The following is a 23,508-nucleotide window of genomic DNA, read 5'->3' as shown; positions in this document are numbered from 1 at the left end:
CGCTTCCCCGGTTCCGCCGCGTCGATCCCGTACGGCCGGAGCCGCACCGAACCGGGATCGACGAGCGGAGCCGAGCGATCGAACGCGCCCCGTCAGTCGAGGTGCTTGGCGATCTCGCTCATCAGCGCGGCCTTCGGCTTCGCCCCGACGATCTGCGTCACGGGCTGACCGTTCTTGAACAGGATCAGCGTCGGGATCGACATGACCTGGTAGTCGCGCTGCGTCAAGGGGTTCGCGTCGATGTCGAGCTTGGCGATGGTCAGCTTGTCCGCCTGCTCGGCCGCGATCTCCTCCAGCACGGGAGCGACCATCTTGCAGGGGCCGCACCAGGTCGCCCAGAAGTCGACGAGCACCGGCGTGCTGCTGTCGAGCACGTCGGTCTTGAAGCTCTTGTCGGTGATGGTGACGGTCGTGCCTGCCATGGTCTCTCCTAGCGTGTGTGCTGGTCGCGGTCCGGGGCGGATCGCCCCGGACCGGTGGCGTTCGTCGATCGGATCGTGTTCGGTCCGCCCGTGTGGGGCGGCGGATGCTCAGACCGTGGGGACCGGGTCGCCCAGCCCGTAGCCGCCGCCGACCGACTCCGGCGTCGTCTCATGGTGGGCGAGCCACCGCTCGGCATCGATCGCCGAAGAACAGCCCGAGCCCGCCGCGGTGATGGCCTGCCGGTAGGTGTGGTCGACGAGGTCGCCCGCGGCGAACACTCCGGTCAGATTCGTGCTCGTGCTCCGCTCCATGACCCGCACATAACCCGCGTCGTCCAGCTCGACCTGGCCCTTGACCAGCTCGCTGCGCGGATCGTGCCCGATCGCGACGAACATGGCCGTCACGTCGAGGGTCGACTCCTCGCCGGACACCGTGTCGACGAGCCGCAGACCGCTCACCGAGCTCTCGCCGAGCACCTCGGTCACCGCGGCGTTGGTCCGCCAGCGGATCTTGTCGTTCGCCCTGGCACGCTCCAGCATGATGCGGGAGGCCCGGAACTCCTCGCGGCGGTGCACGATCGTCACCGACCTCGCGAACCGAGTGAGGAAGGTCGCCTCCTCCATGGCCGAGTCGCCGCCGCCGACCACCGCGATGTCCTGATCGCGGAAGAAGAAGCCGTCGCAGGTCGCGCAGGAGGACACGCCCCGGCCGAGGAGCCGCTCCTCACCGGGCACGTTCACGTACCGCGGGGCGGCGCCCATCGCGAGGATGACCGCCTTGGCCCGGTACTCGGTGCCGTCGACCATCACCGTCTTCACCGGGCCGGCCAGCGACACCGACTCGACGTCCTCCGGCCGCAGTTCCGCGCCGAAGCGTTCGGCCTGCGCCCGCATCTGCTCCATCAGCTCCGGGCCCATGATGCCGTTGCGGAAGCCGGGGTAGTTCTCCACCTCGGTGGTCGTCATCAGGGCGCCGCCGAACTGCGTACCCTCGAAGATCAGCGGTTCGAGCTGGGCACGCGCCGCGTACACCGCGGCGGTGTAGCCCGCCGGTCCCGAGCCGATGATGATCAGATTTCTCACGTCGGACAACTTCGCCGCCTCCGCCGACTCGCGTGTACACCGTTCTCACTCCGGGCCAGCCTGTCCTCGCCCGCCCCGGCTCCCCGTCAGTCGAGTGAGCCCGGCATCCGGTGCAACACGATCCTAGGCGCGGCTGTTCCCGGGCACGGACGCCTCGGGCCCGTTCGTCGCCTGCGTCTCATCCGGTAGACCGCCGCCGCCGGCCGAGACGCCACGGCGCAGGCATGGACCGGGGCTCGACATCGATGCGTCGATCCCTCGGCTCCTACGCCGTGGCTCGTCTGCGTGCCGCGAGTCCGTGCCTGACCGGGTGTGTCCGTGACCGCCTGCCGGCGCCGCGTCGGGGCACCGGCATCGGCGCCGAGAGCCGAGAGCCGACTCACCCGCCGATCGTGGTGTCTCCCAGGAACCCGGAGTCGCCTCCAGCGCAGTCCTCCGACACCACGACGACGCGGAACCGGCCGAAGCCCTCACCGAGGATCGCCATCACGCCCGGCTGCCCGGACAGCTCCGCCGTACGGGAACCGAGAACGTTGGCGTCGGGTATGCCGCCCGCGGCCAGGCAGGACAGCAGCGTCTCCTCGTCACCGAGCGCGCCGTACTCCTCGACCTCGAGCAGCGCCGCGATGTCGCCCGTCCCGAGCGCGTTCAGATCGTCATGGCCGCCCAGTGCCAACGGCGGCTGCGCGGAGCCCGGCGGAGCCTCTCCCTGCGTCTGGTCGGCCATCGGCGTGCCCGGTGAGGTGTTCGACGGCAGATTGATCGCCACCACGCTGACGACCGCCGCCGCGGCCACCAGCAGGCCTGCCGCCCAGCCCGCGTTGCGCCGTCGGCGCCGTCGGGCGATGTCGAGGTCGACGACCTTCGCCGGCGGTCCCTGCGGCGCCTCGGTGGGCGCCTGCGCGGGTGGAGACGCGGGCAGCGCCGTCACCGTCGCCGGCGATGCCTGGGTGGGGCCGAACATGGCGGCGGCCTCGCGGGCCAGCGCCGCGTCCAGCCGGTCCGCGAACGCGGCGGGCATCGGCGGCACGGGCGGCAAATCGCGCAGTTCCGCCTGCGTGGCGTCCAAGGCCGCGAACAGGGCCGTCGCGTCGGAGTCGGACTCGGCGCGAGGTCTCAGTCGGGCCGCGGTCTCGTCGTCGAGCGCCCCGGCGTGCAGGTCCGCCAGGAGGTCGATAGACCACGCGGCTCCGTCGTCCGAGTCGGGTCGTGACCCGCTGGTGGGGTCGAGCCCACGCCCTTCCCACTCACTGCCGGTCATCGTCCCTCCCGAGTACGTCGCTGCTGGCGCGCGATGTCATCAGATGGGACGTTCGCAACTGCATCGGGGTTCCTCAGGTGCCCGAGAAGTTTCGCCAGGCGGGTGCGACCTCGCGCACAGCGGCTCTTCACCGTGCCCTCGGCTATCCCCAGGATCTGGGCGGTCTCCGCCACGGAGTAACCCTCCACGTCCACCAGTACGATCGCGGAGCGCTGCTCCACGGGCAATTCGGCGAGGGCATCGTTCACCGCGAGCCTGGTCTCCTGCTCGGCTATGGCGTCCCGTGTGATGGCGGGCTCGTTGGGTCCCGCCTCGGGCAGCGGGACGACAGGTCTGCTCTGTTTACGTCTGATGCGGTCCAGACACGCATTCACCACGATTCGGTGTAACCACGTGGTCACCTTGGACTCGGCGCGGAACGAGGAGGCCGCCCGGAAGGCGGAGATCAGGGCGTCCTGAAGGGCGTCGGCGGCGTCCTCCGGGTCTCGCATGGTGCGCAGCGCCACCGCCCACAGGCGGTCGCGGTGCCTCCGGACCAGCTCCGTGAATGCGTGTGGATCCCCGCTTGCGTGGGCCGCGATGAGGTCGGCGTCCGAACTTGCTGGGGCTGTCACACGCCGAGGATAGCGGCAGCCGCCTCACGACCGACCGTCTGCACGCCACGCCCGAGGGCCGCCGGGATGGGGCGCGTCCCGGCGTGGGCGACCGCGGTTCACTCCGCCTGCTGGAAGGTCACCTCGGCGATCCGCGTCTGATGCCGACCGCTGTCCACCGGGACGACCCCGGTCACCCAGATCATCACGTACTGGCCTTCGACGACCTCGTCGAAGGCGAGACTGCTGTCGCCGCCGGTGAGGTTCAGCGTGCCTACCAGGGTCGTCTCCTCGATGCCGCCCGGTGTGGCGGAGGGCGAGGTGCGCACCTCGATCACGCCGCCCGCGCTCGGCGAGTTCACCGTCACCTCGGCGAGCCGAGCGACCTCGGGGAAGGACATCACGAGGCCGACTCCGGCCTTGAGCGCGTTCGGGGCGTCGAACGGTACGTTGTACTCCGAGGTGGCCCATGCCGTCGCCGCGTCGCCGTCGATCGCGTGCCCCGCGCGGTCCGGATGATCCGGGTTCTTGCCCGGCAGCTGCCACTCCGTGACACCCGCGGGTGCGACCGGCCCGGCCGCCACCGGCGGGCCGTCGTCCGGCTCCGCATCCTCGTCGGCGCCGCCCTCACCGCCTTCGACGCCGCTGGGCAGGATCGTGTGCGTCGCATTGCTGCTGCCGCCGGGGGCGAACATCTGGGCGACCTGGAAGCCGAGCCAGCCGACGATCAGCAGCGTGGCCACGCCGAGGATCGCCATGCCCACGCTCAGCTTGCGCTTGCGGGCCTGGTCGGGTTCGGGATCGCGATCCCGCCAGACGTCGTTCTCAGGAGCCGGGTTGCCGATCGGCGACTGACGCATCACGTTCGTGCCGGAGTCCTCGGTGGCGGCCGCCCGCTCCAGGACCGGGATCATCGCGGCCGCCGTACGGATGCCGCCGGTGTTGATCGTGCTGTCCGGCCCGGCCAGCGCCTTCACCGCCGCGTTCGACAGCTCCAGCGGGACGATGGGGCGCAGCGACCGAGGCGTGACGGGCGTGGCGTCCTGTCGCAGCTCCACCGTCGGCACGCCCACCGGGGCGTCCGGCAGCGGCCACCGGCCGGTGAGCAGGTAGAACAGCACCGCGCCCAGGCCGCGGACGTCGTCGGTGGCGCTCGCCTCGGGGCGGACGCCGGGGAAGGCGAAACGAAGCTCGCCGTCGGCGCTCACCCGGATGCGCTGCGGGTGGTCGATGCCCAGCACGAGGCCGACGTGGTGAGCCGTCTCGACCGCGACGGCGAGCGACTGGAGCAGCCGTGCCGCGGTGGCGGGCGGCACCGGGTTGTCCTTGACGAGCTCGGCGAGGTCCGTGCCGTGCGTCCACTCGGCCACCACGATGCCCAGGACGCGATCGGATTCGGCCAGGCCGTGCTTCGCGCTGATCACGTCGAGCACGCGCGCCGCGCCCACGCAGTGGAAGCTCGCCGCGTGCATCGCGCGCTCCAACGCCCGTCTGGCCCGCGCGTTGACCTGTGTGTCCCCTCGATCGCCGACCAGGATGGTCAACGCGACGTCGCGCCCCAGGGCGGAGTCCTTGGCCCGCCACAGCTGCGCGCCGCCGCGCACGTCCTGCCCGATGTTGCCGATCAGGCGGTAGCGGCCGTCGCCGAGCACGGTGCCCGGGGCCAGCCCAGCATCCTCAACGCCCTGGCCGGTGTCCTTCCGGTTCGGCGCGATGTACTCCGTCGGCTTGCCGCTCACGGTCATTTCTCCTGGTCCACCCACTCCCCGGACAGCGGAGGCCTCGGCAGGCGCGCCTCGGAGAGACTCGCGTCCGAGAGTACGGGAAGTCGGCTGTCATCGAGTTGCCACCAGTACGTCATGTTCGGAGTACACCCGTGTGGCGAAGGGCGGTTCCAACACTGGGAGGGACGTACTGAAGGGGGTGCGAGGTTGCTTCCCCGTCTCATATACGTGTGAGGCAGGTCAATCGTTACCGTCCGACCATCCTTCGCACCCGTTGTAGCACCGGGTCGAGCTCCCGCACCTTCAGCAACAGCATGAAGCCCAGCGTGACGATTCCGCAGAGCACCGATCCGACGATGAGCTGGACCCAGGCCGTGCCCGCGCCGTCGGCCTGCGGCATCAGCGCACCGATGCCCTGCGCGGCGAGCAGCGCGGCGCCGCCGCCCCAGATCGAGGCCATCGCCGCCTTGCCCAGCGTCACCCACAGCGCGCGGTTGCCGAGCCTGCCGATCCGATGGCGCAGCCAGATCTCCCCGATGAGCCAGCCGATGACGAAGGTGAAGGAGTTGACGAAGGTGATGCCCAGGACGACCTGCTCGTCGTCGAGCAGTACCGGGCACAGGTAGAGCAGCGGCACCTTGATGGCCGTCATGATGGCGAGGATCAGGGTGGGCGTCCGCGAGTCCTTCATCGCGTAGAACACCCGCAACTGGAGCATGGTGATCGCATAGGGCAGCAGACCGAAGGACGAGACGACCAACGCCTGTCCCAGCCTGCCCGCGCCGCCCGCGCCCTCGCCGAGGGAGAACAGCGAGATGCCGATCTGGGTGCCGAACACCGTCATCAGCACGCTCAGCGGCAGCAGGATCAGCGTGCAGAGGCGTGCGCCGAGCGAGAGGTCCGCCTTCAGCCGGTCGTAGTCCCCGTCGGCGGCGGCCCGGCTCATCCTGGGCAGCACCGCCGTCATGATCGAGAAGCCGATCACGCCGTAGGGCAGCTGAAGCAGCAGCCAGGCGTTCTGGTAGATCGCCAGACTGCCTTCGAAGGCGGTGGCGACCCTGGTCAGGGCGATGACGCCGAGCATGCCCACCAGCGCGTAGCCGAGCACCCAGGCCGCCAGGCCGCCGAACTCGCTGAGCCGGGAGTCCCAGCCCCACCGCCAAGCCGGCTTGAAACCGCTGCGCCGCAGTGCGGGAATCAGGATGGCAGCCTGGGCCACCACGCCGAGCGTGACCCCGACACCCAGCACGAGCAGATGGGCGTCCGTCATCCGAACCGGATCGACGACGAGCTCGCCGGGCAGCATCCAGTACACCAGGATGGTGCCGATGATGACGAGGTTGTTCACCACCGGAGCCCAGGCAGGCGGCCCGAACACCTGCTTGGACTGCAGGATCGCCATCAGGAGGGCGCTCAGCCCGTAGAACACGATCTGCGGCAGCAGCAGATAGGCGAAGGCCGTCACCAGGGCGCGGTTGGCCTGGGTGTCGCCGCCGCTGACGTAGACGGCGGTGAGCAGGGGAGCGGCGATCACCGACAGCAGGGTGCCGACGCCCAGGATCACGGTCGCCAGCGTCACCAGGCGCTGGGTGTACTCCAGGCCGCCGTCGGAGTCCTCCTTCTGTGCCCGGACGAGCACCGGGACGACGATGCTGGTCAGCACCCCGCCGAGCAGGAGCTCGGTGATGATGGTCGGCAGGTTGTTGGCCACGGTGAACGAGTCGTTGATCAGCCCCAGGCCGACGACCCACGCCAGCATCGCCTTCCACAGGAAGCCGGTGATGCGGCTGATCAGTGTGGCGATCGCCATCGTGCCGCTGGCCTTGAGCAGCGATCTGCCTGCCTTCTGCGGCGGCTGGGCCTGCTCGCCGTCGGCGATCGCGGCGACCGGCGACATCTGCGTGGTCTGCTCGGGATCGACCGGGTCGACGGGCTCCGCGGGTTCGATCACCGGAATCGCCCTGGTGCGATCGAGGTCCGCCCCTCGCGCCCCTCGCGATCCGCGAGGGCCGCCGCGCGCCACGCCCGCGGCCGCCCGGCGCGCCGCCTCGGAGGCGGCCTGTCGGGTGCGTTCCGGATCGAGGCCGCTCACCGGGCCCAGGTCGTGCGTCGTCGCCGGGTCCGGTCTGGCCGCGGTGCCCGGCATCGGATCGCGACGGACGTCGCGCGGTGACCTCGGCCCGGCGTGCGCCGGTGGCGGGGTCGGCTGTGCTGGTCCAGGCGCCGGGCGCCCCTGGTGCTCCGGCCGCAAGGCGGGCTCCGATGCGTGGTCGGGTCGCAGGCGTGGCTGCGACGGGGGTACTGGTGGTCGTCTCGGTCTGTTGAACGGCTCGGACGGCGATGTCCGCTGGTCAGGGCGTGGGGAGTGCGCGGGAGGCCCGCCTCGCCGTCGAGGACCGCCCGGCGGATACAGCGGGCCGCCGAACGGGGCGGTCTCCTCGTCGTCCTGGTTCACCACGTCTCCTCGCCGGACGACCGGTCGGGCCGTCTCCCGTCGCGAGCCGTCAGTTCACCATGCTCGCGCCCGGCGGTCAGGAGAACCAGTCGATCGGCGTGGTCACTCACCGGGCCTCTTGTCGCTCGGCTTGTCGCTCGGCGCCTCGGAGCCGGCGGCGGCCGCCTGCTCGTCGGCGGACGGCCGTTCGGAACATTCGCCGTCCGTCGTCTGCGCAGCCGACGGCGCCGAGTCCGACGGCGCTGGATCCGACGGCGCTGGATCCGATCGTGCCGAGTCGGTCTGATGGGCGGCCGCCACCGTGGATGCGCGGTCTGCCTCTCGTGAACCCGGCTCGCCTGCGCCAGGCTCGCTCACGCCGATGCCGGCGCTTGATCCGATCGGGACCGGTCCATCGTCAGGTGTGTCGCGAGCGTCCGTCCCGTCAGCATCCGATGCTTCGGCTTCCGATGCTTCCGATGCAGCCGTGCCCGGCCCGGCAGCGCCCTCGGACGCGGCTCGACCGGCGCGGACGCGACGGACGAGCCGGTAGGTCACCAGCAGGATCAGGGTCGCCCCGGCGACGATGGTGAGGACCAGCGTCAATGTGCCGTAGGCCGTCGACATGACGACGAAGCGCACCGGGGTGCCCAGCTCGGTGCCGCCGGGGGTGCGCAGCGCCACATCGGTGGTGAACTGTCCGGACCTGTTCACCTCGGCGGGCACCCGGATGGCCCGCGAGTTGTGCGCGGGCACGGCGAACTCCTGCACGCTCGCGGCGCGCAGCCCCGGGGAGTTCTCCAGCATCACCTGCACCCGGATGTCCACCGGCAGGTCGTTGGTGACCGCCAACGGCAGCGGGCTGTCGGAGGCGGCCAGGGACAGCGGGATACCCGGATCATTGACCTGCACCCGATCTCGGAGCATGCCCAGTTCGCCGATCGCGCGGTCGACGACGCTCATCGCCGCCCGCTCGTCGCCGCGCAGGCTGCTGGACATGCCCCGCAGCAGGCCGAGTTCGATCGGCTGTATGAGGTCCACCGGCTCGGTGCGCGACTCCGGCGGCACGGACGGGTCGGCGCTCATCGCCGACTCGAACTCCTGGACCTGCGTCGCAGCCCGGGACACCTCGGCCGCCACCGAGGCCTCCAACTCGGCCGCGCCTGCCTCGGGCGGGTAGCTCAGCGCGCTGGCGCCCTCGGGTACGTCGAGACCCTCGGCCAGCGGTGCGGGCACCGCGAGGCCGGCCTCGAAAAGCCTGCCGAGCTCGTCGATCAGGATCGACAGCTCCTCTGCCGTCGGCTGCCAGCGGCGCGGCGGGGCGATCACCATGCGGGTCGCGGGAGTGGCACCGGCGTCGCCGATGGCGCGGAACGCCAGCATGCTCAGCACGTCCTGAAGCGGATCGCGGACGCCGGGCGGCACGGTGGAACCCGCCTGCGCGACCATGCTCTGCGGCTGCCAGCCCGTGGTGGGCGACCCGGAGAGGACGTCGCTGACCAGCGGATCGAGCTGGATCGCGACGGGTGGCGTCTCCGTCTCGACGGATGTCACCACTGTCGTGGCGGTGAGCTGGGACGGCGCATCCGGCAGGCTGCGCGGATGCAGCAGCGTGGCGGTGACGCCCGTCTCGACGAGCGTGTCCAGCGTCTGCTCATCCAGCACGCCGTCGGCGGGCCAGACGAAGCCCTCCATCGGCCGGGTGCCGACGACCTCCTCCACCACCTCCGCTCCCCGCCGCATCGCCAGGTCGATCAGATCGGGACGGTCCGCCCGCGACAGGGCGACCAGATCTGCATCGGCATACGGCATCGCGACCACGCAGCGGCCCTGGGCGACGTCTCGCAGCCGCAGCAGCCAGTACTCGGCCGCGGCCGCTCCGACGCCGTCCACGAGGTCGCCGCCGCCGGACCGGACCTGGTAGCCGCCCTGCATGGCGTCGACCGTCTCCAGCAGGTCGGGATCGACCGCGAAACAGATCGAGCGAGACAGTTCGGAGGCGGGCGGCACGGACTGCTCCATCGCGGTGAGCAGCATGGCGAGCCTGCCCTCGCCGACCAGGGAGGACGCGAGCGTGTCATCCGTGAGGACCGTCGCACCGTCGGCGCCGTCGCGTACCACCCTCGGTTCATCGGCCAATGGCCAGATGAGCGTCGTCGCGGGTTGTGCCGACGGCTCCGCCGACCTGACGCCGGGGACGCCGAGGACGGGCAGCAGAAGGTCGGCGGTCGCGATGCGGGCCTGGTTCCCGTAGTCCGGCATCCCGTTGACGTTCATCAACAGCGGGTAGACGCCGGGTTCGGTGATCTGCAGCCCGTCGGCTCCGCTGACCGGGATGGTCACGGCGAACTCGGTGCTTCGGCCCGCGTCCAGCGGCGAGGCGACGGGATGGAACGCCGAGGAGCCGCTGTTGGTCTCGGATCCGCCTCGAAGGGAGGTGAGGGCCGCGTCGGTGCCGCGCAGCGGCTCCCCACGCTGGGCACGGATGGAGATCTCCGCGATGCTCCGATCGCTGGTGTTCGTCAGGGTGCCGGTGATCCGCAGCATCGGATCGCCGTCCTCGGTGACCACCCGAGGCTCCAGTACGTCGATGTCGAGTTCGGCGAGCGTCTCATCGGCCTGCGCCGCCGCGGGTGGCACCGCCCCCGCCAGCATCAGGGGCATCGAGACGAGCGCGGCCGTCAGTGCGCCGAGGAGCCGCCGAGCCCCGCCTCCGCGGTGATCGATGTGTCGTCTCACCCTCGCTCCGTGCCTGCCTGACGGATCGACCGCGACCGGTCGGTCACGGCGTCCAGCTCGGTCAGTACCTGGTCGAGCCTGCGGACCAGCCTGCGCTCATCGGCGTATGCCAGTCGTTCATCCAGCTCACCAAGCGGCACCCATGCCACCTCGGTGACCTCCACGTCCTCGTCGGAAAGCTCACCACCGACGGCCTCGATCACGAAGTGATGCACCGTCTTGTGCACGCGTCGATCCTCGGCGACGAACCAATAGTCGATCGTCCCCAGCGGCGCCAGGACCGTGCCACGGATGCCGGTCTCCTCGGCGACCTCCCGGACGGCCGCCTGCTGCGAGGTCTCACCCGCCTCAAGATGACCCTTGGGAAGCGACCAGAGCAGCCTGCCCCGTCGATCCAGCCGCCCAATGATCGCAGCGTTGGCTTTCGCCGCATCGAGCACCAGCCCGCCTGCCGACGTCTCGTCCACGGTATGGAGGCGCCGACGCCGCCTCCGGTTCCGGCGTCGCGGCTTAGCACCGCCGGAACGACCGGATGACGTGGGCATACCTGGATGGTAATCCGACCGGTCGATGCCCGTCTGGTTCCGATGCCACATCGCCGACGCCGCGGACGAGCCCGACGTGCCACGCCCGCCGAGGCGATACCCTCGCTCACCGTGTCTTGTTCCGTGCCCGACTCCCAGTCGATGACCGATGCCGTCGACGCCGCCCGCGTCGCCCCACAGGAGGCCGTGGCGACGCTACTGCGAACGACCCCGGTCGCCGCGGAGCTGGCGGCGCGCTTCGCCGAGGCGGGCCACCGGTTGTACCTGGTGGGCGGCAGTGTCCGTGACGCGCTGCTCGGCAGGCTGGGCACCGATCTCGACTTCACCACCGACGCGCGTCCGCCCGAGGTGCTGAGGCTGGTCCGAGGCTGGGCCGAGGCGGTGTGGGACACCGGCATCGAGTTCGGCACGATCGGCGCCGCCCGGCACGGCGCGATGCTGGAGATCACCACCTTCCGCGCCGATCGGTACGACCGAGTGGGCCGCAATCCCGAGGTGGTCTACGGCGACGACATCGAGGGTGATCTCGTCCGACGGGACTTCACCGTCAACGCGATGGCCGTCGACCTCGTCGCCGCGGGATCCGTCGCGATCGGCGGCGAGGACACGAGCGCCGAGGCGGGGGGCGTCGATGCCGGGGGAGCCTGCGGCGGTGTCGGGGGAGCCTGCGGCGGTGTCGGGGATCCGGCGACCTGGTTCGTCGATCCGCACGGCGGGCTGGCCGCGTTGGCGGCCCGCAGGCTGGACACCCCGGCCACGCCGCAGGAGTCGTTCGCCGATGATCCGCTGCGGATGCTGCGGGCCGCTCGGTTCGTCGCCCAGCTCGGGTTCACTCCCGCGCCCAGGGTGGTCGAGGCGATGACGTCGATGGCGGACGAGATCAAGCGGATCACCGTCGAGCGCGTCCAGGCCGAACTCGCCAAGCTGATGTGCGGCACGACGCCACGGCACGGGATCGAGCTGCTGGTGGACACCGGCCTCGCCGACCACATCCTGCCCGAGGTGCCCGCCATGCGGCTGGAGATCGACGAGCATCATCAGCACAAGGACGTCTACCGGCATTCGCTGGTCGTCCTGGACCAGGCCGTGGAGCTGGAACGTCGGGACGCTCCGGACGGGAAGGCCGACCTGGTGCTGCGGCTGGCGGCGCTGCTCCACGACATCGGCAAGCCCGATACCCGTCGGTTCGAGTCCGGCGGCGGCGTGAGCTTCCACCACCACGAGGTGGTCGGCGCCAAGATGACCAGAAGGCGGCTTCGGGAGCTGCGATTTCCCAAGGACGTCATCGAACAGGTCTCCCAGCTCGTCTACCTCCACCTGCGTTTCCACGGCTACGGCACCGGGGAGTGGACCGACTCGGCGGTGCGTCGCTATGTGACCGACGCCGGGCCGATGCTGTCCCGGCTGCACAAGCTGGTCCGGGCCGACTGCACCACCCGGAACCGGCGCAAGGCCAACGCCCTCCAGCGGTCCTATGACGATCTGGAGGCTCGTATCGCCAGGCTGCTCGCCGAGGAGGACCTCAAACGGGTCAGGCCCGATCTGGACGGCAACGCGATCATGGAGCTGCTCGGCGTGCCGCCGGGCCCGCTCGTGGGCATGGCGTGGAAGCATCTCAAGGAGCTTCGGCTCGATCGGGGCCCGCTGAGCAGGCAGGAGGCCGAGGAGGAGCTGCTGCGGTGGGCGGCCGACCAGGGCATCCAGCCGCCTGAGCGTCCCTGAACCGCACGCGATCACTCCACCGGGCCCTCGGGTGTCGGGTTCGACGCGCCGATGGTGAGGTGTGCTCGAGTCGGACCGGGCTGCTCCCGGCGATGCCGTGTCCTCTGACGGCTCCGTGGTCTCCGGCTATGCCGTGGCCTCTGCCGATGCCGTGGCGGCCGGTGGTGCGACGGCTCCCCCCGACGGAGCCGTGCGGTACTCCTTCGGCACGGGGGACGCTCCGCCGACGGTCTGGACGAGCGAACCAGACGCGGTCGTGGGTGGAACCGGGACTCCGGACGCGGTGCGGCTGGACTTCACGGGCGACGGTCGCGCCGTCGACCTGCTCTGGGACTCCGACGCCGACGGCATCGCGGACACGGCCCTGCTGGACCTCGACGGTGACGGCCTCGTGGACGCCGCGTTCACCGATCCCGACGGACTCGGGGTCTGGAACGCGCCGGGCACGCTTCCCGCGACGGCGGCCGACTCGGACGAGGGCAGGCCCGCGCGGCCGGACCTGCATTGGACGGATGCACGCGGCGACGAGCAGATCGCGGTCGCCGAACTCGACGTCGACGGGGACGGCCTGTCGGACGCGGCGTGGGCGGATCACGACGGCGACGGCCGCCGGGACGAGCTGATCGTCGACGTCGACGGCGATGGGATCGTCGACGAGGTCTATCTCGACGGCGACCACGGCATCCTCGGCGGGGTTCTGCTCGATCTGAACGGGGACGGGGTGATGGACGTCCGGCTGATCGACGTCGACGGCGACGGCGAGATGGACGAGGTGCTCCGCCGCGGCGAGCCCGGCTTCTGACGACCCGCTCGCGGCTTGATCCACGCCCGATCGCGGACTCCCCGGACGTCCCCGGCGAGTTCGTGGTCATCCGTTCGCCTGCGAGGCCACCCACTGAGACGTCCGAGCCGGGATGCCTCCGGACTCGTCCCGCCGGAAGCGGCCGCCGATGCCGCCGATGCCATGGTCGGGTCCCGTGTGGCTTCCCGGGCTGGTGTCTGCTGCGTCCGCCCCCTGTGAAGCCACTCGCAGCGGATCGGCCCCGGCGGAGACAGTCCGGCGGAGTCGGTCGCTGCCGCGTCGACGCAGGTCGAGACCCGCAGGTCGCGGTTCATCGCGGTGTCGGGCGGCCCGAGTGGGAATCGCGGGAGGCGGCGACGCGGTCAAGGGTGGACTCCGCTTCGACCGGTCGCGGATCAGAAGGCGGGTGAGGGTGGGATCATGTCGGCGTGCAACCCGACGTCGAGGTGGGACCGGGCAGCCTGCTGGTGGCGTCGCCTGGGCTGGCTGACCCCAATTTTCGTCGCACGGTGGTCTACATCATCGAGCACCGTGATGAGGGGACGCTCGGAGTAATCCTCAACAGGCCTGGCGAGACCGCGGTGGAGGACGTGCTGCCCGAATGGGGTCCGTATGTCAGCAGTCCGCAGGCCGTCTTCGTCGGCGGCCCGGTCGAGCAGAAGGTGGCGTTGTGTCTGGCCGCCCTCCGCACGGGAGTCGACACGGCCGAGCTGACCGGAGTGGTCGGCGTGCATAAACCCGTCGCCATCATCGCCTTGGACACCGATCCGGAGCTGTTGGCGCCGAGGCTTCGCGGACTCCGGGTGTTCGTCGGCTATTCGGGTTGGGATCGGCGACAGCTGGCCGGGGAGATCGAGCGTGGCGACTGGTTCGTCGTCCCCGCGCTGCCGGATGACGTGCTGTGCCCGCCGGGTACGGATCTATGGGGACTGGTGTTGCGCAGGCAGCCATTGCCGCTGGCATTACTGGCGACGCACCCGCTCGACCTACGACGCAATTAGTTCATGAACATCCTTTGGATTTTCTGGCAGTCCTTGTCCGGTCGGGAATGGTTTCCTCGGCGACTACTTCCCTGCCGCCTGTCGATTCTCGCGAACAGTGCCCGAGAATCCGCCGGATCGATACTCCGAGTGGTCGGGGGAGCGCTCAGGGATAGCGGTGACGACGCGCGTGGGGGCGGTCGGTGATGCCCCGATGTAATCGATTCGAGGCTTTCATTCTGGCGGAGAGACATGCCTGGATGCGGCAGGGACGGGGCGAGGTGGGCGCGACCAGGGGCAAGGGGCACCGTGCGCGATGCAGGCACCGCGCACGGTGATGGCCGAGTCCGAGCCGCCACCGCGGGCCGTGTTGAGCCGGGTGGGCTGGAATGGCGTGGGATCACCGCCGGGCACTCGGCGCCGCGGTCCTGAACGGCGGCCGATGGTCGGCGCTGACCACCGACGTCGCGGCGGAGACGGCCGCCGCCCTCTTCTCCGACGGGGCGGCGTTCGGACCCCGCCGGGCTTCGAGGCCGACGTCGGCGAGGGCTACGAGGGCGGCTGCCGATACGGCAGCTTCCTGGGCGATCCGTCGTCCTCCTACGTACTGGGCGTCTCGACCTTCGTGGACTTCGCCCGGTACCTCGGATCGCCGAATTCGCAGACACGGGAGATCGAGGTCCTGGGCTTCCCCCGCCGTGGAGAGCAGGCTGATGGGCGGCGACTTGAGCTGCATCGTCGACCTCGAGCCCGCCGAGGGCTGACGGTCCAGTACGGGGACGACAGCGTCGAGGGACCACCCGACGTGGTTCGCGAGAAGGCGGCGACCGTCGCGGGCTTGGCGATGCGGACGTTGACGTCGCAGAGCTGACCGCGGGTCGACGGGCATCGCCGAGACGAATACCGGCGGGTGCGACGGCCGTCGGTGTCCGCCGAATCCGTGATCGGCGACCGACCGCGTCCGTACGCTCCCGCCGACCAGGCCTGCGGAGGAGGAGCCGGCACGCGGAGAATGAATCGTCGCCGCGAGACGACGGCATCCGCCTCCTGGGGCATGCCTGCGGCGCGTCTCCTCGCGCGCACGGCGCGGGTCGGCTCCGCCATGCGCGACCTGCCACCCGCGATCTTCCGCGCGGGTCCGACGCGTCGGGCGGCGTACCGCTCCGCCGGTCGGCTGCGCGGCCGACGCTCAGGCGATGCCGCAGACGCCGTTTCCACAGCACTGGCCCGCACAGCCGAGGGTGCGCGCGGGCTTCTCCTTGACCGTCGCGGCGGCCCTGGTGCCGAGCACGCCGCCCGCGACGGTCAGCCCGATCAGGCCGAGGACTCCGACGCCGAGGGCCAGCCACTGCGCGGGCCCGGACAGCCCGAGGACGCCCGCGGCGGTCAGCACACCGATCACGCCGGACACCAGCGTCGGCAGGCCGGCGGCGCGGTTGCCGACGCGGAAGGCCTCATCGCTGCGCAGCGTCGCCTCGGTCCGGACTCCGGCGAAACGGTTCCTGGGCAACGTCTCCCGCAGCCCACGCCAGCCGATGACCAGCAGTGCCGCGCCCGCCGGCAGGAGCACCGCGGCCAGCACGACGGCGACCGGGAACGGCAGCGAGCTCGCCTCGCCCGTGGTCGCCTGCGCGAACTCTCGGACGGCCCCCTGGACCGACCCGTGGATGGACTCCGCATTCGTCACTCAAGCAGGGTAAGCGCTGATCGGAGCAGGCCACAGGTCACCCTCACCATGCCGTGGTCGCCGTCACGAGGGCGGGACCGCGGGCGACCGACATACCTCGTCGACGGGAGGGGCGGCCCCGGTATGCTTGGGTGATGAGCACGGGTCGCCTGCTCCTTAGTACGCCGCGTTGACCAGCTAGGAAGGGTCGACGCGGCAGCCCCTCTCGTCCCATCTGGGCGGAGGGGTTTCGTCTTGTTCGGGGCGCACACGTGGCTGCCGGGGCGACCAAGAGGAAGGAACGGACCCATGGGTGAGGGCAATCCCCATTCCGTCACGCAGGACGAGACTCCGCCGTTCCGCTACACGGCGGAGCTGGCCGCGCGGGTCGAGAGCCGCTGGCGGACGCATTGGGAGCAGCACGGCACGTTCCACGCGCCGAATCCGGTCGGCGCGCTGGCCGAGGAGTCGCTCCCCTCGGACAAGCTCTTCGTGCAGGACATGTTTCCCTACCCCTCGGGCGAGGGACTGCATGTCGGCCACCCGTTGGGCTTCATCGGCACCGACGTCTTCGCCCGCTACCACCGGATGCAGGGCCGCAACGTGTTGCACACGATGGGCTTCGACGCCTTCGGGCTGCCCGCGGAGCAGTACGCCGTGCAGACCGGCCAGCATCCGAGGGTCACCACCGAGAAGAACATCGAGCGCTATCTGGACCAGATCCGCCGACTGGGGCTGGGACACGACGAGCGCCGTCGAGCCAGGACGATCGACGTCGAGTTCTACCGCTGGACTCAGTGGATCTTCCTGCGCATCTTCAACTCCTGGTACGACCCCGCGGCACGGGACGGTGAGGGCGGCGCACGCCCGATCGACGAGCTGATCGAGCAGTTCGCCTCGGGTGAGCGGGCCACGCCGGACGGCAGGCCCTGGGCGGAGCTGAGCAGCAGCGAGCAGCGCGGTGTGATCAACGATCACCGGCTGGTCTATCTGTCGGAGGCGCCGGTGAACTGGTGCCCGGGCCTGGGCACCGTGCTGGCGAACGAGGAGGTCACCCCCGACGGCCGCAGCGAGCGGGGCGACTTCCCGGTCTTCCGGCGCAGTCTGCGCCAGTGGATGATGCGGATCACCGCGTATTCCGACCGCCTGATCGACGATCTGGACCGGCTGGACTGGCCGGAGAAGATCAAGACGATGCAGCGCAACTGGATCGGCCGGTCGCACGGTGCGCGCGTCCGATTCCCGGCATCGGTGGCCGACGGGTCCGAGGAGATCATCGAGGTCTTCACCACGCGCCCCGACACGCTCTTCGGCGCCACCTACATGGTGTTGGCACCCGAGCACCCGCTGGTGGACGTGCTGGGCGCGCGGACGTGGGCACCGGACGTCGACCCCCGGTGGACCGGTGGCGCGGCGACGCCCGCCGAAGCCGTCGCCGAGTACCGCGCGCAGACCGCGCGGAAGTCGGAGATGGATCGGCAGGAGAGCAGGGACAAGACCGGCGTCTTCATCGGGGCCTACGCCACCAACCCGGTCAACGGCGAGCAGATCCCGGTGTTCATCGCGGACTACGTCCTGATGGGCTACGGCACCGGCGCCATCATGGCGGTCCCCGGCCAGGATCAGCGGGACTGGGACTTCGCCACCGCGTACGGCCTGCCGGTCATCAGGACGGTCCAGCCGCCGGAGGGCTTCGAGGGCGAGGCCTTCACGGGCGAGGGACCGGCGATCAACTCCGCCAGTCTGTTCTCGGTGAATCTCGACGGGATGGACGTCGCCGAGGCGAAGAAGACCACCATCGACTGGTTGGAGGCCAACGGGCGGGGCGAGGGCACTGTCCAGTACAAGCTGCGTGACTGGCTGTTCTCGCGGCAGCGCTACTGGGGCGAGCCCTTCCCGATCGTCTACGACTCCGACGACCAGCCGATCGCGCTGCCCGACGATCAGCTCCCGGTGGTGCTGCCGGAGGTCGACGACTATTCGCCGAAGACCTTCGACCCCGACGACGCCGAGACGGAGCCGTTCGCGCCGCTCGGCCGTGCCGAGGAGTGGCTGACGGTCGAGCTCGACCTGGGCGACGGCGTCAAGACCTACCGTCGAGACACGAACACGATGCCGCAGTGGGCCGGTTCCTGCTGGTACCAGCTCCGCTATGTGGACCCGACCAACGACACGGCGTTCGTCGACCCGGAGAACGAGCGGTACTGGATGGGGCCGAGGCCCGAGATCCACGGCGAGTCCGATCCCGGCGGCCTGGATCTGTACATCGGCGGCGTCGAGCACGGCGTCCTGCACCTGTTGTACAGCCGGTTCTGGCAGAAGGTGCTGTTCGACCTCGGTGAGCTCTCGGCGGCGGAGCCGTACCGTCGGCTGTTCAACCAGGGGTACATCCAGGCCTTCGCCTATAAGGACGCTCGGGGCGTCTACGTGCCCGCGGCCGAGGTCGAGGAGCGGGACGGCAGGTACTTCTTCAACGACGAAGAGGTCGTCCAGGAGTACGGCAAGATGGGCAAGAGCCTGAAGAACTCCGTCGCTCCGGACGAGATCTGTGACGAGTACGGCGCGGACACCCTCCGGCTGTACGAGATGTCGATGGGCCCGATGGATGTCTCGCGCCCCTGGGCGACGAAGGACGTCGTCGGTGCGTACCGATTCCTCCAGCGGCTCTGGCGCAACGTGGTCGACGAGGCGGACGGCGAGCTGCGGATCACCGAGGACACCCCCTCCGAGGCGACGTTGAAGCTGCTGCATCGGACGATCGCGGGCGTGCACGAGGACTACGCCGCATTCCGGTACAACACCGCCGCAGCGAAGTTGATCGAGCTGAACAACCACCTGACCAAGACGTACACGGCCGCGGCGGGCACGCCGAGGTCCGTGGTCGAGCCCCTGGTGCAGCTGCTGGCTCCGCTGTGCCCGCACATCGCCGAGGAGCTGTGGTCGCGGCTCGGGCACGGCGAGTCGCTGGCACACGGGCCCTTCCCGGTCGCCGACGAGTCCTACCTGGTCGACGACACCGTGGAGTACCCGATCCAGGTCAACGGCAAGGTGCGTTCGCGGATCACCGTGGCCGCCGATGCCGACGTCGACGTGGTCAAGGCCGCCGCGCTGGCGGAGGAGAAGATCGCCGCCGCGCTCGAGGGCCGGGAGCCCCGCAAGGTGATCGTCGTACCCGGCAGGCTGGTCAACGTGGTCCTCTGAGCCCCGCCGGGTCGGCGCCGAGCGTGCCGACCCGGCGAGCGACTCGTAGGCGCGCTGGCCTGCGTAGATCGATGTTTCACGTGAAACATCGGTTCCGAATGTGTCGGGCCGCGTCGGGGGACACGGTCGGTCGTCGCGGCGTTCGCCTCGTCCGCGTGCGGGCCGGCGCCGACGAGATCGCCGAGCGTCATCTCCTCGGAGGGAACGCCGATCGCGCCCGCGGTGCGGCGGAATCCGCCGCGGTCTCGTCTCGCGGCACTGCTGTCGACCGACGCGGCACCCGGTCGTTCGTGCGTGGCGCCGGATCGCGAGGGGCGGGAGGCGCGCGAGCCACGCGGAGACCCGCCCGGGCTCGTCATCGCCGCGGCCTACCGGGCTCGTCGGACTCGCACGTCGTCGAAGCCGGACCCGCCTCTTGCCGGCCGGACGATCGGCGTCGCCCCGGAATCGGCTCGGGTGGTCACGCGGTCGAGAGGCAGACGGGCGAACCGCGGATCATGCACCAGGTTCGATCACGGCGGCCCCGCCGACCGCGGCGGTGTGAGCACGGCAGGCCGGGACGGTCCGTCGGGCTCGGCGGCTCAGTGGCCGCAGACGCCCGTGTCTTCGGCGAGCTCGGTCAGCATCGCCTCGTAGAGCCGCTCCGCGTTGCGCACGTCGAAGGGGAACCGGCCGAACACCTCGAGGGCGATGTGGCCGTACACCCGGACCCACCAGCGCAGCAAGGAGTGCAGCGCCTCGAGTTGGAGCAACTGCGGCGGCAAGGTGATGTCGAGTGACGACATGTTGGCGATCAGCGCGTCGCGGGCGGCCGTGAGGTCCGCCTCCAGATCGGGTGGGAAGTCCTCGGTCTCGGGCATCGGCATGTCCTTGGCCAGGATGTCGCCGAGCAGTACGAGGAAGATCTGCGCGAACCGGTCCGGAAGCGGATTGTCCTGCCCCGGCAGGTTGCGGACGTCACGGGACGCGAAGACGAGTTCGAACTCGTGGGGATGGTCCAGTGCCCAGGTGCGCAGCCGCCTGCACACGGCGAAGACCCGACCGGACACGTCCGACTCGTCGAGTTCCGCCGTCGCCGAGGTCAGTTCCGCCGCCAGCCGCATGCAGATGTCGTCGCCGACGTGGCGTAGCAGGTCCTCCCTGGAGTCGTAGTAGCGGTAGAGCGCGGGGGCTGTCACTCCGAGTTCGCGAGCGATGGCGCGGAGAGTTACCGAGTGCTGACCTTGTTCCACTAGTAGCTGACGTGCATGCTCCCGAATCTCCAACTCTGTCGCTGCGCGTAGTCGTTCTCGGCGAGTGATCTCTGTCATGCATCCCTCTTCAGAGGTTGTAAACGCCGTTTACCGGCTCGTACAGTAACCCGCTGCGGGTGAGAGTTATTCACCTCGGTTCACATCGTTCACACAACCTAGCCAGGCCGTCGCCTGTGACCAAGATCTGGAGGCCGACCCGGTGTTCGCCAGATGGGGGGCCGCGGTACACCGTGCTCGGTGGACCGTGCTCATCTCGACGCTCGTGATCACGATCCTCGGCGGCTTCTGGGGAATCGGGGTCTTCGACCGCCTGACCCAAGGCGGCTACGACGACCCCAACAGCGAAGCCTCTGCCGCCGCGGCGGTGGCCGCGGGCGCGCTGGAGGGCCAGGCCGGCGACGTCGTGGTGATGTACCGCCCCTCGGAGGGCCGGTCGCTGGACGACCCCGAGGTCGCGGCCGCGATCATGGAGAACCTCGCGGACCTGCCCTCGGAACAGGTCGAGAGCGCGGTCTCCTACTGGCACACGGGAATGCCGCAGTTCGTCTCCGACGACGGCACCGTGGGGCTCGCGGTGATCGGGCTGGTCGGCGAGGACGACGACGAGAAGCTGACGGCCTACGAGGAGATCGCGGAAGATCTGATCGTCGACGAGGTCTCGACGCAGGTCGCGGGCGGCGTCGTCGCTGAGCACGCCATCGGCCATCGCGCCGAGCAGGATCTGATCGCCGCCGAGATCGTGTCGCTGCCGATCGTGCTCCTCCTTCTGATCGTCATCTTCGGCGGAGTGGTCGCGGCCTCGCTGCCCGTGGTGGTCGGCGGCCTCGCCGTCTTCGGGGCGCTGGGGTTACTCCATCTGATCGCGCTGTTCACCACGGTCAACGTCTTCGCGGTCAACGTCGCCAGCATGCTCGGACTCGGACTGGCGATCGACTACGGGCTCTTCGTGGTCGGCCGCTTTCGGGAGGAGATGGACTCGGGTCGCGGCCCGGCCGCCGCGGTACGGCGCAGCGTGGCGACGGCAGGCCGCACGGTCGCCTTCTCCGCCGTGCTGCTGGTCATCGCCCTGTCCGGCCTGATGCTGTTCCCGCAGGAGTTCCTGCGCTCTCTGGCCTACGGCGGCATGAGCGCGGTGGCCTTGGCCGCTCTGTTGTCGCTGACCGTGCTGCCCGCGCTGCTGGGCCTGCTCGGCCATCGGGTCGACAAGCTCTCGCTGCCCTGGCTGGTTCGTCGGCGGCAGCGGTCGACCGGGGAGGGCTGGCGGCGGCTGGCCGACGGCGTGATGAAGCGGCCCGGCCTGATCGCGGTGCCGATCATCGCAGGCCTGGTGCTGCTCGGCTCCCCGTTCCTCAACGCCCAGTTCGGGATGCCCGACGAGCGGGTGCTGCCCGCCGACGATCCCGCCCGCATCGCGACCGAGGCGCTGAAGGCCGACTTCCCGCAGATGGGCGGCGACGGTATTCAGATCGTCCTCCAGGGCGACGGCGCCGCTCCCGACGAGGCCGCCGTCGGCGGCTATCTCGCCGAGGTGAGCGAGGTGGCGAGCATCGACTCCGTCGCACCGACGGGCGCCTCGGACGAAGTCATCGTGCTGGAGGCGCAGGTAGACGGCGATCCCTTCGGCGACCTGGCCAATCAGGCCGTGCGAGACATCCGGGCGCTGGACGCGCCCGCGGACGCCGAGGTGCTCGTCGGCGGCATCACCGCCGCGAACCTGGACAGCCTCGACGCGACGGCCGAGATGCTCCCCTGGATGGCGTTGCTGCTCGTCGGCGCCACCCTGATCCTGATCTTCCTCGCCTTCGGGTCGGTGCTGCTGCCGATCAAGGCCGTGATCATGAGCATCCTCAGTCTCTCGGCGACCTTCGGCACGCTGACCTGGCTGTTCGTCGACGGCCACGGCTCGGGTCTGCTGGGAGTCACGCCGATGCCGATGGAGGCGGGGATCATCGTCCTGATCGCCGCGATCGTGTTCGGCCTCTCCACCGACTACGAGGTCTTCCTGCTCTCCCGGATGGTGGAGGCGCGGGCAGGCGGCGCCACGACCGAGGAGGCGGTGCGCACCGGGCTGGTGCGGACCGGCCGGGTGATCAGCGCGGCCGCGCTGCTGCTGGTCGTGGTGACGGGCGCGTTCGCCTTCTCCGGCATCCAGATGATGCGGTTCATCGGCGTCGGCATGATCATCGCCTTGATCCTGGACGCGACGATCGTCCGGATGCTGCTGGTGCCCGCGGTGATGAAGCTCTTCGGCGACGCGGTCTGGTGGGCCCCCGGCTCCCTGCGCAGGCTGCAGGAACGGGTCGGCCTCTCCGAGGTGGAGAAGCCCGAGGACGACGCCGAGTCGGTCCCGAGTGATCACGAGTCGGCGGGTGACGCTGGCAGGCGGACGACGGATCGAGGAGCCTCTACGTCATGAGCGAAGTCGTCTTCTACACCCGTCCAGGCTGCCCGTTCTGCACGATGCTGCGGGCCGACCTGCAGCGCCGGGGACTGGCGTTCCGCGAGCGAGACATCTGGGAGGACCCCGATGCCGCCGCCGCGGTCCGGGCAGCGGCAGGCGGTAACGAGACCGTGCCGACGGTGAACGTCGGATCGCGGTGGATGGTCAATCCGTCCGGCAAGGAGGTGTTGGCGGCCGTGGCCGACCAGGCACCGGAGCTGCTGCCCGAGGGGTAGGAGCTCCCGGGGACCTAACGCTGCGGGTTGTCACCGGTCGCCGCGCGGGCGGGCGGGCTGGCACGTTCGTGCCGATCCGCGTGCTCCGCGCGCGGCCGTACCGCGTCCAGCGAAAGGCGCGTCGGCCGCGGTGGCTCCGCCGGTGCGGGGCGAGGGACGGTGCCGACCGCGTCGGGGGGCTCCACGACCGGCACCGCCGACCAGGCTCGCCCGCCGACGGCGGAAAGAGCACCGGTCGAAGGAATCGACGCGGGGAATCCCGATCCGGCTCCCGTCTCCGGCGGATAGTTCGGCGTCGATGGCGTGTTCCATGTCACATCGATGCAACCTTCCTCGAGGGAGATCACGTCAGGCCCGCCCTGGATCGTCGTAGAGGGCGAAGGGGTGGGGCGCGGCCGACGGCCGGA

17 protein-coding genes are annotated in these 23,508 nt (G+C 70.4%); 7 read left to right on the top strand and 10 right to left on the bottom strand.

Features of this window, described 5'->3' with window-relative positions:
- Positions 1-92: 92 nt before the first annotated feature.
- The 8 genes from trxA to AHOG_RS28055 form a co-directional block, all read right to left on the bottom strand.
- A complete protein-coding gene (gene trxA, locus AHOG_RS28090; RefSeq protein WP_093943991.1) occupies positions 93-422 on the bottom strand; it encodes a thioredoxin in 330 nt (109 codons plus the stop codon).
- Positions 423-530: 108 nt separating this feature from the next.
- A complete protein-coding gene (trxB, locus tag AHOG_RS28085) occupies positions 531-1,514 on the bottom strand; it encodes a thioredoxin-disulfide reductase (protein ID WP_093943990.1) in 984 nt (327 codons plus the stop codon).
- Between the two features lie 370 nt (positions 1,515-1,884).
- Complete coding sequence (locus AHOG_RS28080) at positions 1,885-2,766, bottom strand: hypothetical protein (protein ID WP_093943989.1); 882 nt, start codon at positions 2,764-2,766, stop codon at positions 1,885-1,887.
- Positions 2,763-3,380 (bottom strand): RNA polymerase sigma factor SigM, encoded by a 618-nt coding sequence (gene sigM, locus AHOG_RS28075; protein WP_075743220.1) that lies wholly within the window; start codon positions 3,378-3,380, stop codon positions 2,763-2,765. Before sigM ends, AHOG_RS28080 begins: the two co-directional genes overlap by 4 nt.
- A 98-nt stretch (positions 3,381-3,478) precedes the next feature.
- Positions 3,479-5,098, bottom strand: coding sequence for a protein kinase family protein (locus tag AHOG_RS28070; protein ID WP_157737083.1), 1,620 nt, complete (start codon positions 5,096-5,098; stop codon positions 3,479-3,481).
- A 232-nt stretch (positions 5,099-5,330) separates the two neighbouring features.
- Complete coding sequence (murJ, locus tag AHOG_RS28065) at positions 5,331-7,034, bottom strand: murein biosynthesis integral membrane protein MurJ (protein ID WP_245856488.1); 1,704 nt, start codon at positions 7,032-7,034, stop codon at positions 5,331-5,333.
- A gap of 606 nt (positions 7,035-7,640) precedes the next feature.
- Positions 7,641-10,256: a DUF6049 family protein gene (locus AHOG_RS28060; protein ID WP_093943987.1), complete on the bottom strand. Its 2,616-nt coding sequence runs from the start codon at positions 10,254-10,256 to the stop codon at positions 7,641-7,643.
- Positions 10,253-10,801, bottom strand: a complete 549-nt coding sequence (locus AHOG_RS28055) for an NUDIX hydrolase (protein ID WP_093943986.1) — start codon at positions 10,799-10,801, stop codon at positions 10,253-10,255. The genes AHOG_RS28060 and AHOG_RS28055 overlap by 4 nt, the downstream gene beginning before the upstream one ends.
- A 141-nt stretch (positions 10,802-10,942) precedes the next feature.
- On the opposite strand from AHOG_RS28055, the gene AHOG_RS28050 reads away from it, so the two are divergent.
- The 4 genes from AHOG_RS28050 (at position 10,943) to AHOG_RS28035 (ending at position 15,176) form a co-directional block, all read left to right on the top strand.
- Positions 10,943-12,523: a CCA tRNA nucleotidyltransferase gene (locus tag AHOG_RS28050; protein WP_093944891.1), complete on the top strand. Its 1,581-nt coding sequence runs from the start codon at positions 10,943-10,945 to the stop codon at positions 12,521-12,523.
- Positions 12,524-12,584: 61 nt separating this feature from the next.
- Positions 12,585-13,325 (top strand): hypothetical protein, encoded by a 741-nt coding sequence (locus tag AHOG_RS28045; RefSeq protein ID WP_093943985.1) that lies wholly within the window; start codon positions 12,585-12,587, stop codon positions 13,323-13,325.
- 428 nt (positions 13,326-13,753) lie between these two features.
- Complete coding sequence (locus AHOG_RS28040; protein ID WP_093943984.1) at positions 13,754-14,326, top strand: YqgE/AlgH family protein; 573 nt, start codon at positions 13,754-13,756, stop codon at positions 14,324-14,326.
- A gap of 421 nt (positions 14,327-14,747) precedes the next feature.
- The gene (locus AHOG_RS28035; protein WP_093943983.1) at positions 14,748-15,176 is read left to right on the top strand and encodes a hypothetical protein; all 429 of its coding nucleotides are present in this window, start codon (positions 14,748-14,750) and stop codon (positions 15,174-15,176) included.
- A gap of 318 nt (positions 15,177-15,494) precedes the next feature.
- Here AHOG_RS28035 and AHOG_RS28030 read toward each other — a convergent pair whose 3' ends face one another.
- Entirely contained in the window at positions 15,495-15,992 is a 498-nt protein-coding gene (locus AHOG_RS28030) for an SdpI family protein (protein ID WP_376700081.1), read from the bottom strand.
- A 288-nt stretch (positions 15,993-16,280) separates the two neighbouring features.
- Here AHOG_RS28030 and leuS point away from each other — a divergent pair, with 288 nt between their 5' ends.
- On the top strand, positions 16,281-19,172 hold the full coding sequence (gene leuS / locus AHOG_RS28025; protein WP_093943982.1) for a leucine--tRNA ligase: 2,892 nt from the start codon (positions 16,281-16,283) through the stop codon (positions 19,170-19,172).
- 581 nt (positions 19,173-19,753) lie between these two features.
- Here leuS and AHOG_RS28020 read toward each other — a convergent pair.
- The gene (locus tag AHOG_RS28020; protein ID WP_093943981.1) at positions 19,754-20,482 is read right to left on the bottom strand and encodes a TetR/AcrR family transcriptional regulator; all 729 of its coding nucleotides are present in this window, start codon (positions 20,480-20,482) and stop codon (positions 19,754-19,756) included.
- Positions 20,483-20,624: 142 nt separating this feature from the next.
- On the opposite strand from AHOG_RS28020, the gene AHOG_RS28015 reads away from it, so the two are divergent.
- Both AHOG_RS28015 and AHOG_RS28010 read left to right on the top strand, forming a co-directional pair.
- Positions 20,625-22,841, top strand: a complete 2,217-nt coding sequence (locus tag AHOG_RS28015; RefSeq protein ID WP_093943980.1) for an MMPL family transporter — start codon at positions 20,625-20,627, stop codon at positions 22,839-22,841.
- Positions 22,838-23,101, top strand: coding sequence for a glutaredoxin family protein (locus AHOG_RS28010; RefSeq protein WP_093943979.1), 264 nt, complete (start codon positions 22,838-22,840; stop codon positions 23,099-23,101). Before AHOG_RS28015 ends, AHOG_RS28010 begins: the two co-directional genes overlap by 4 nt.
- Positions 23,102-23,508: the final 407 nt, after the last annotated feature.

Origin of the sequence: Actinoalloteichus hoggarensis (genome assembly GCF_002234535.1) — a bacterium.
In the GTDB taxonomy this organism is placed as follows: Bacteria; Actinomycetota; Actinomycetes; order Mycobacteriales; family Pseudonocardiaceae; genus Actinoalloteichus_A; species Actinoalloteichus_A hoggarensis.
Note: the sequence above shows the minus strand (reverse complement) of the source record. Positions and strands in the feature narration are given on the sequence as shown.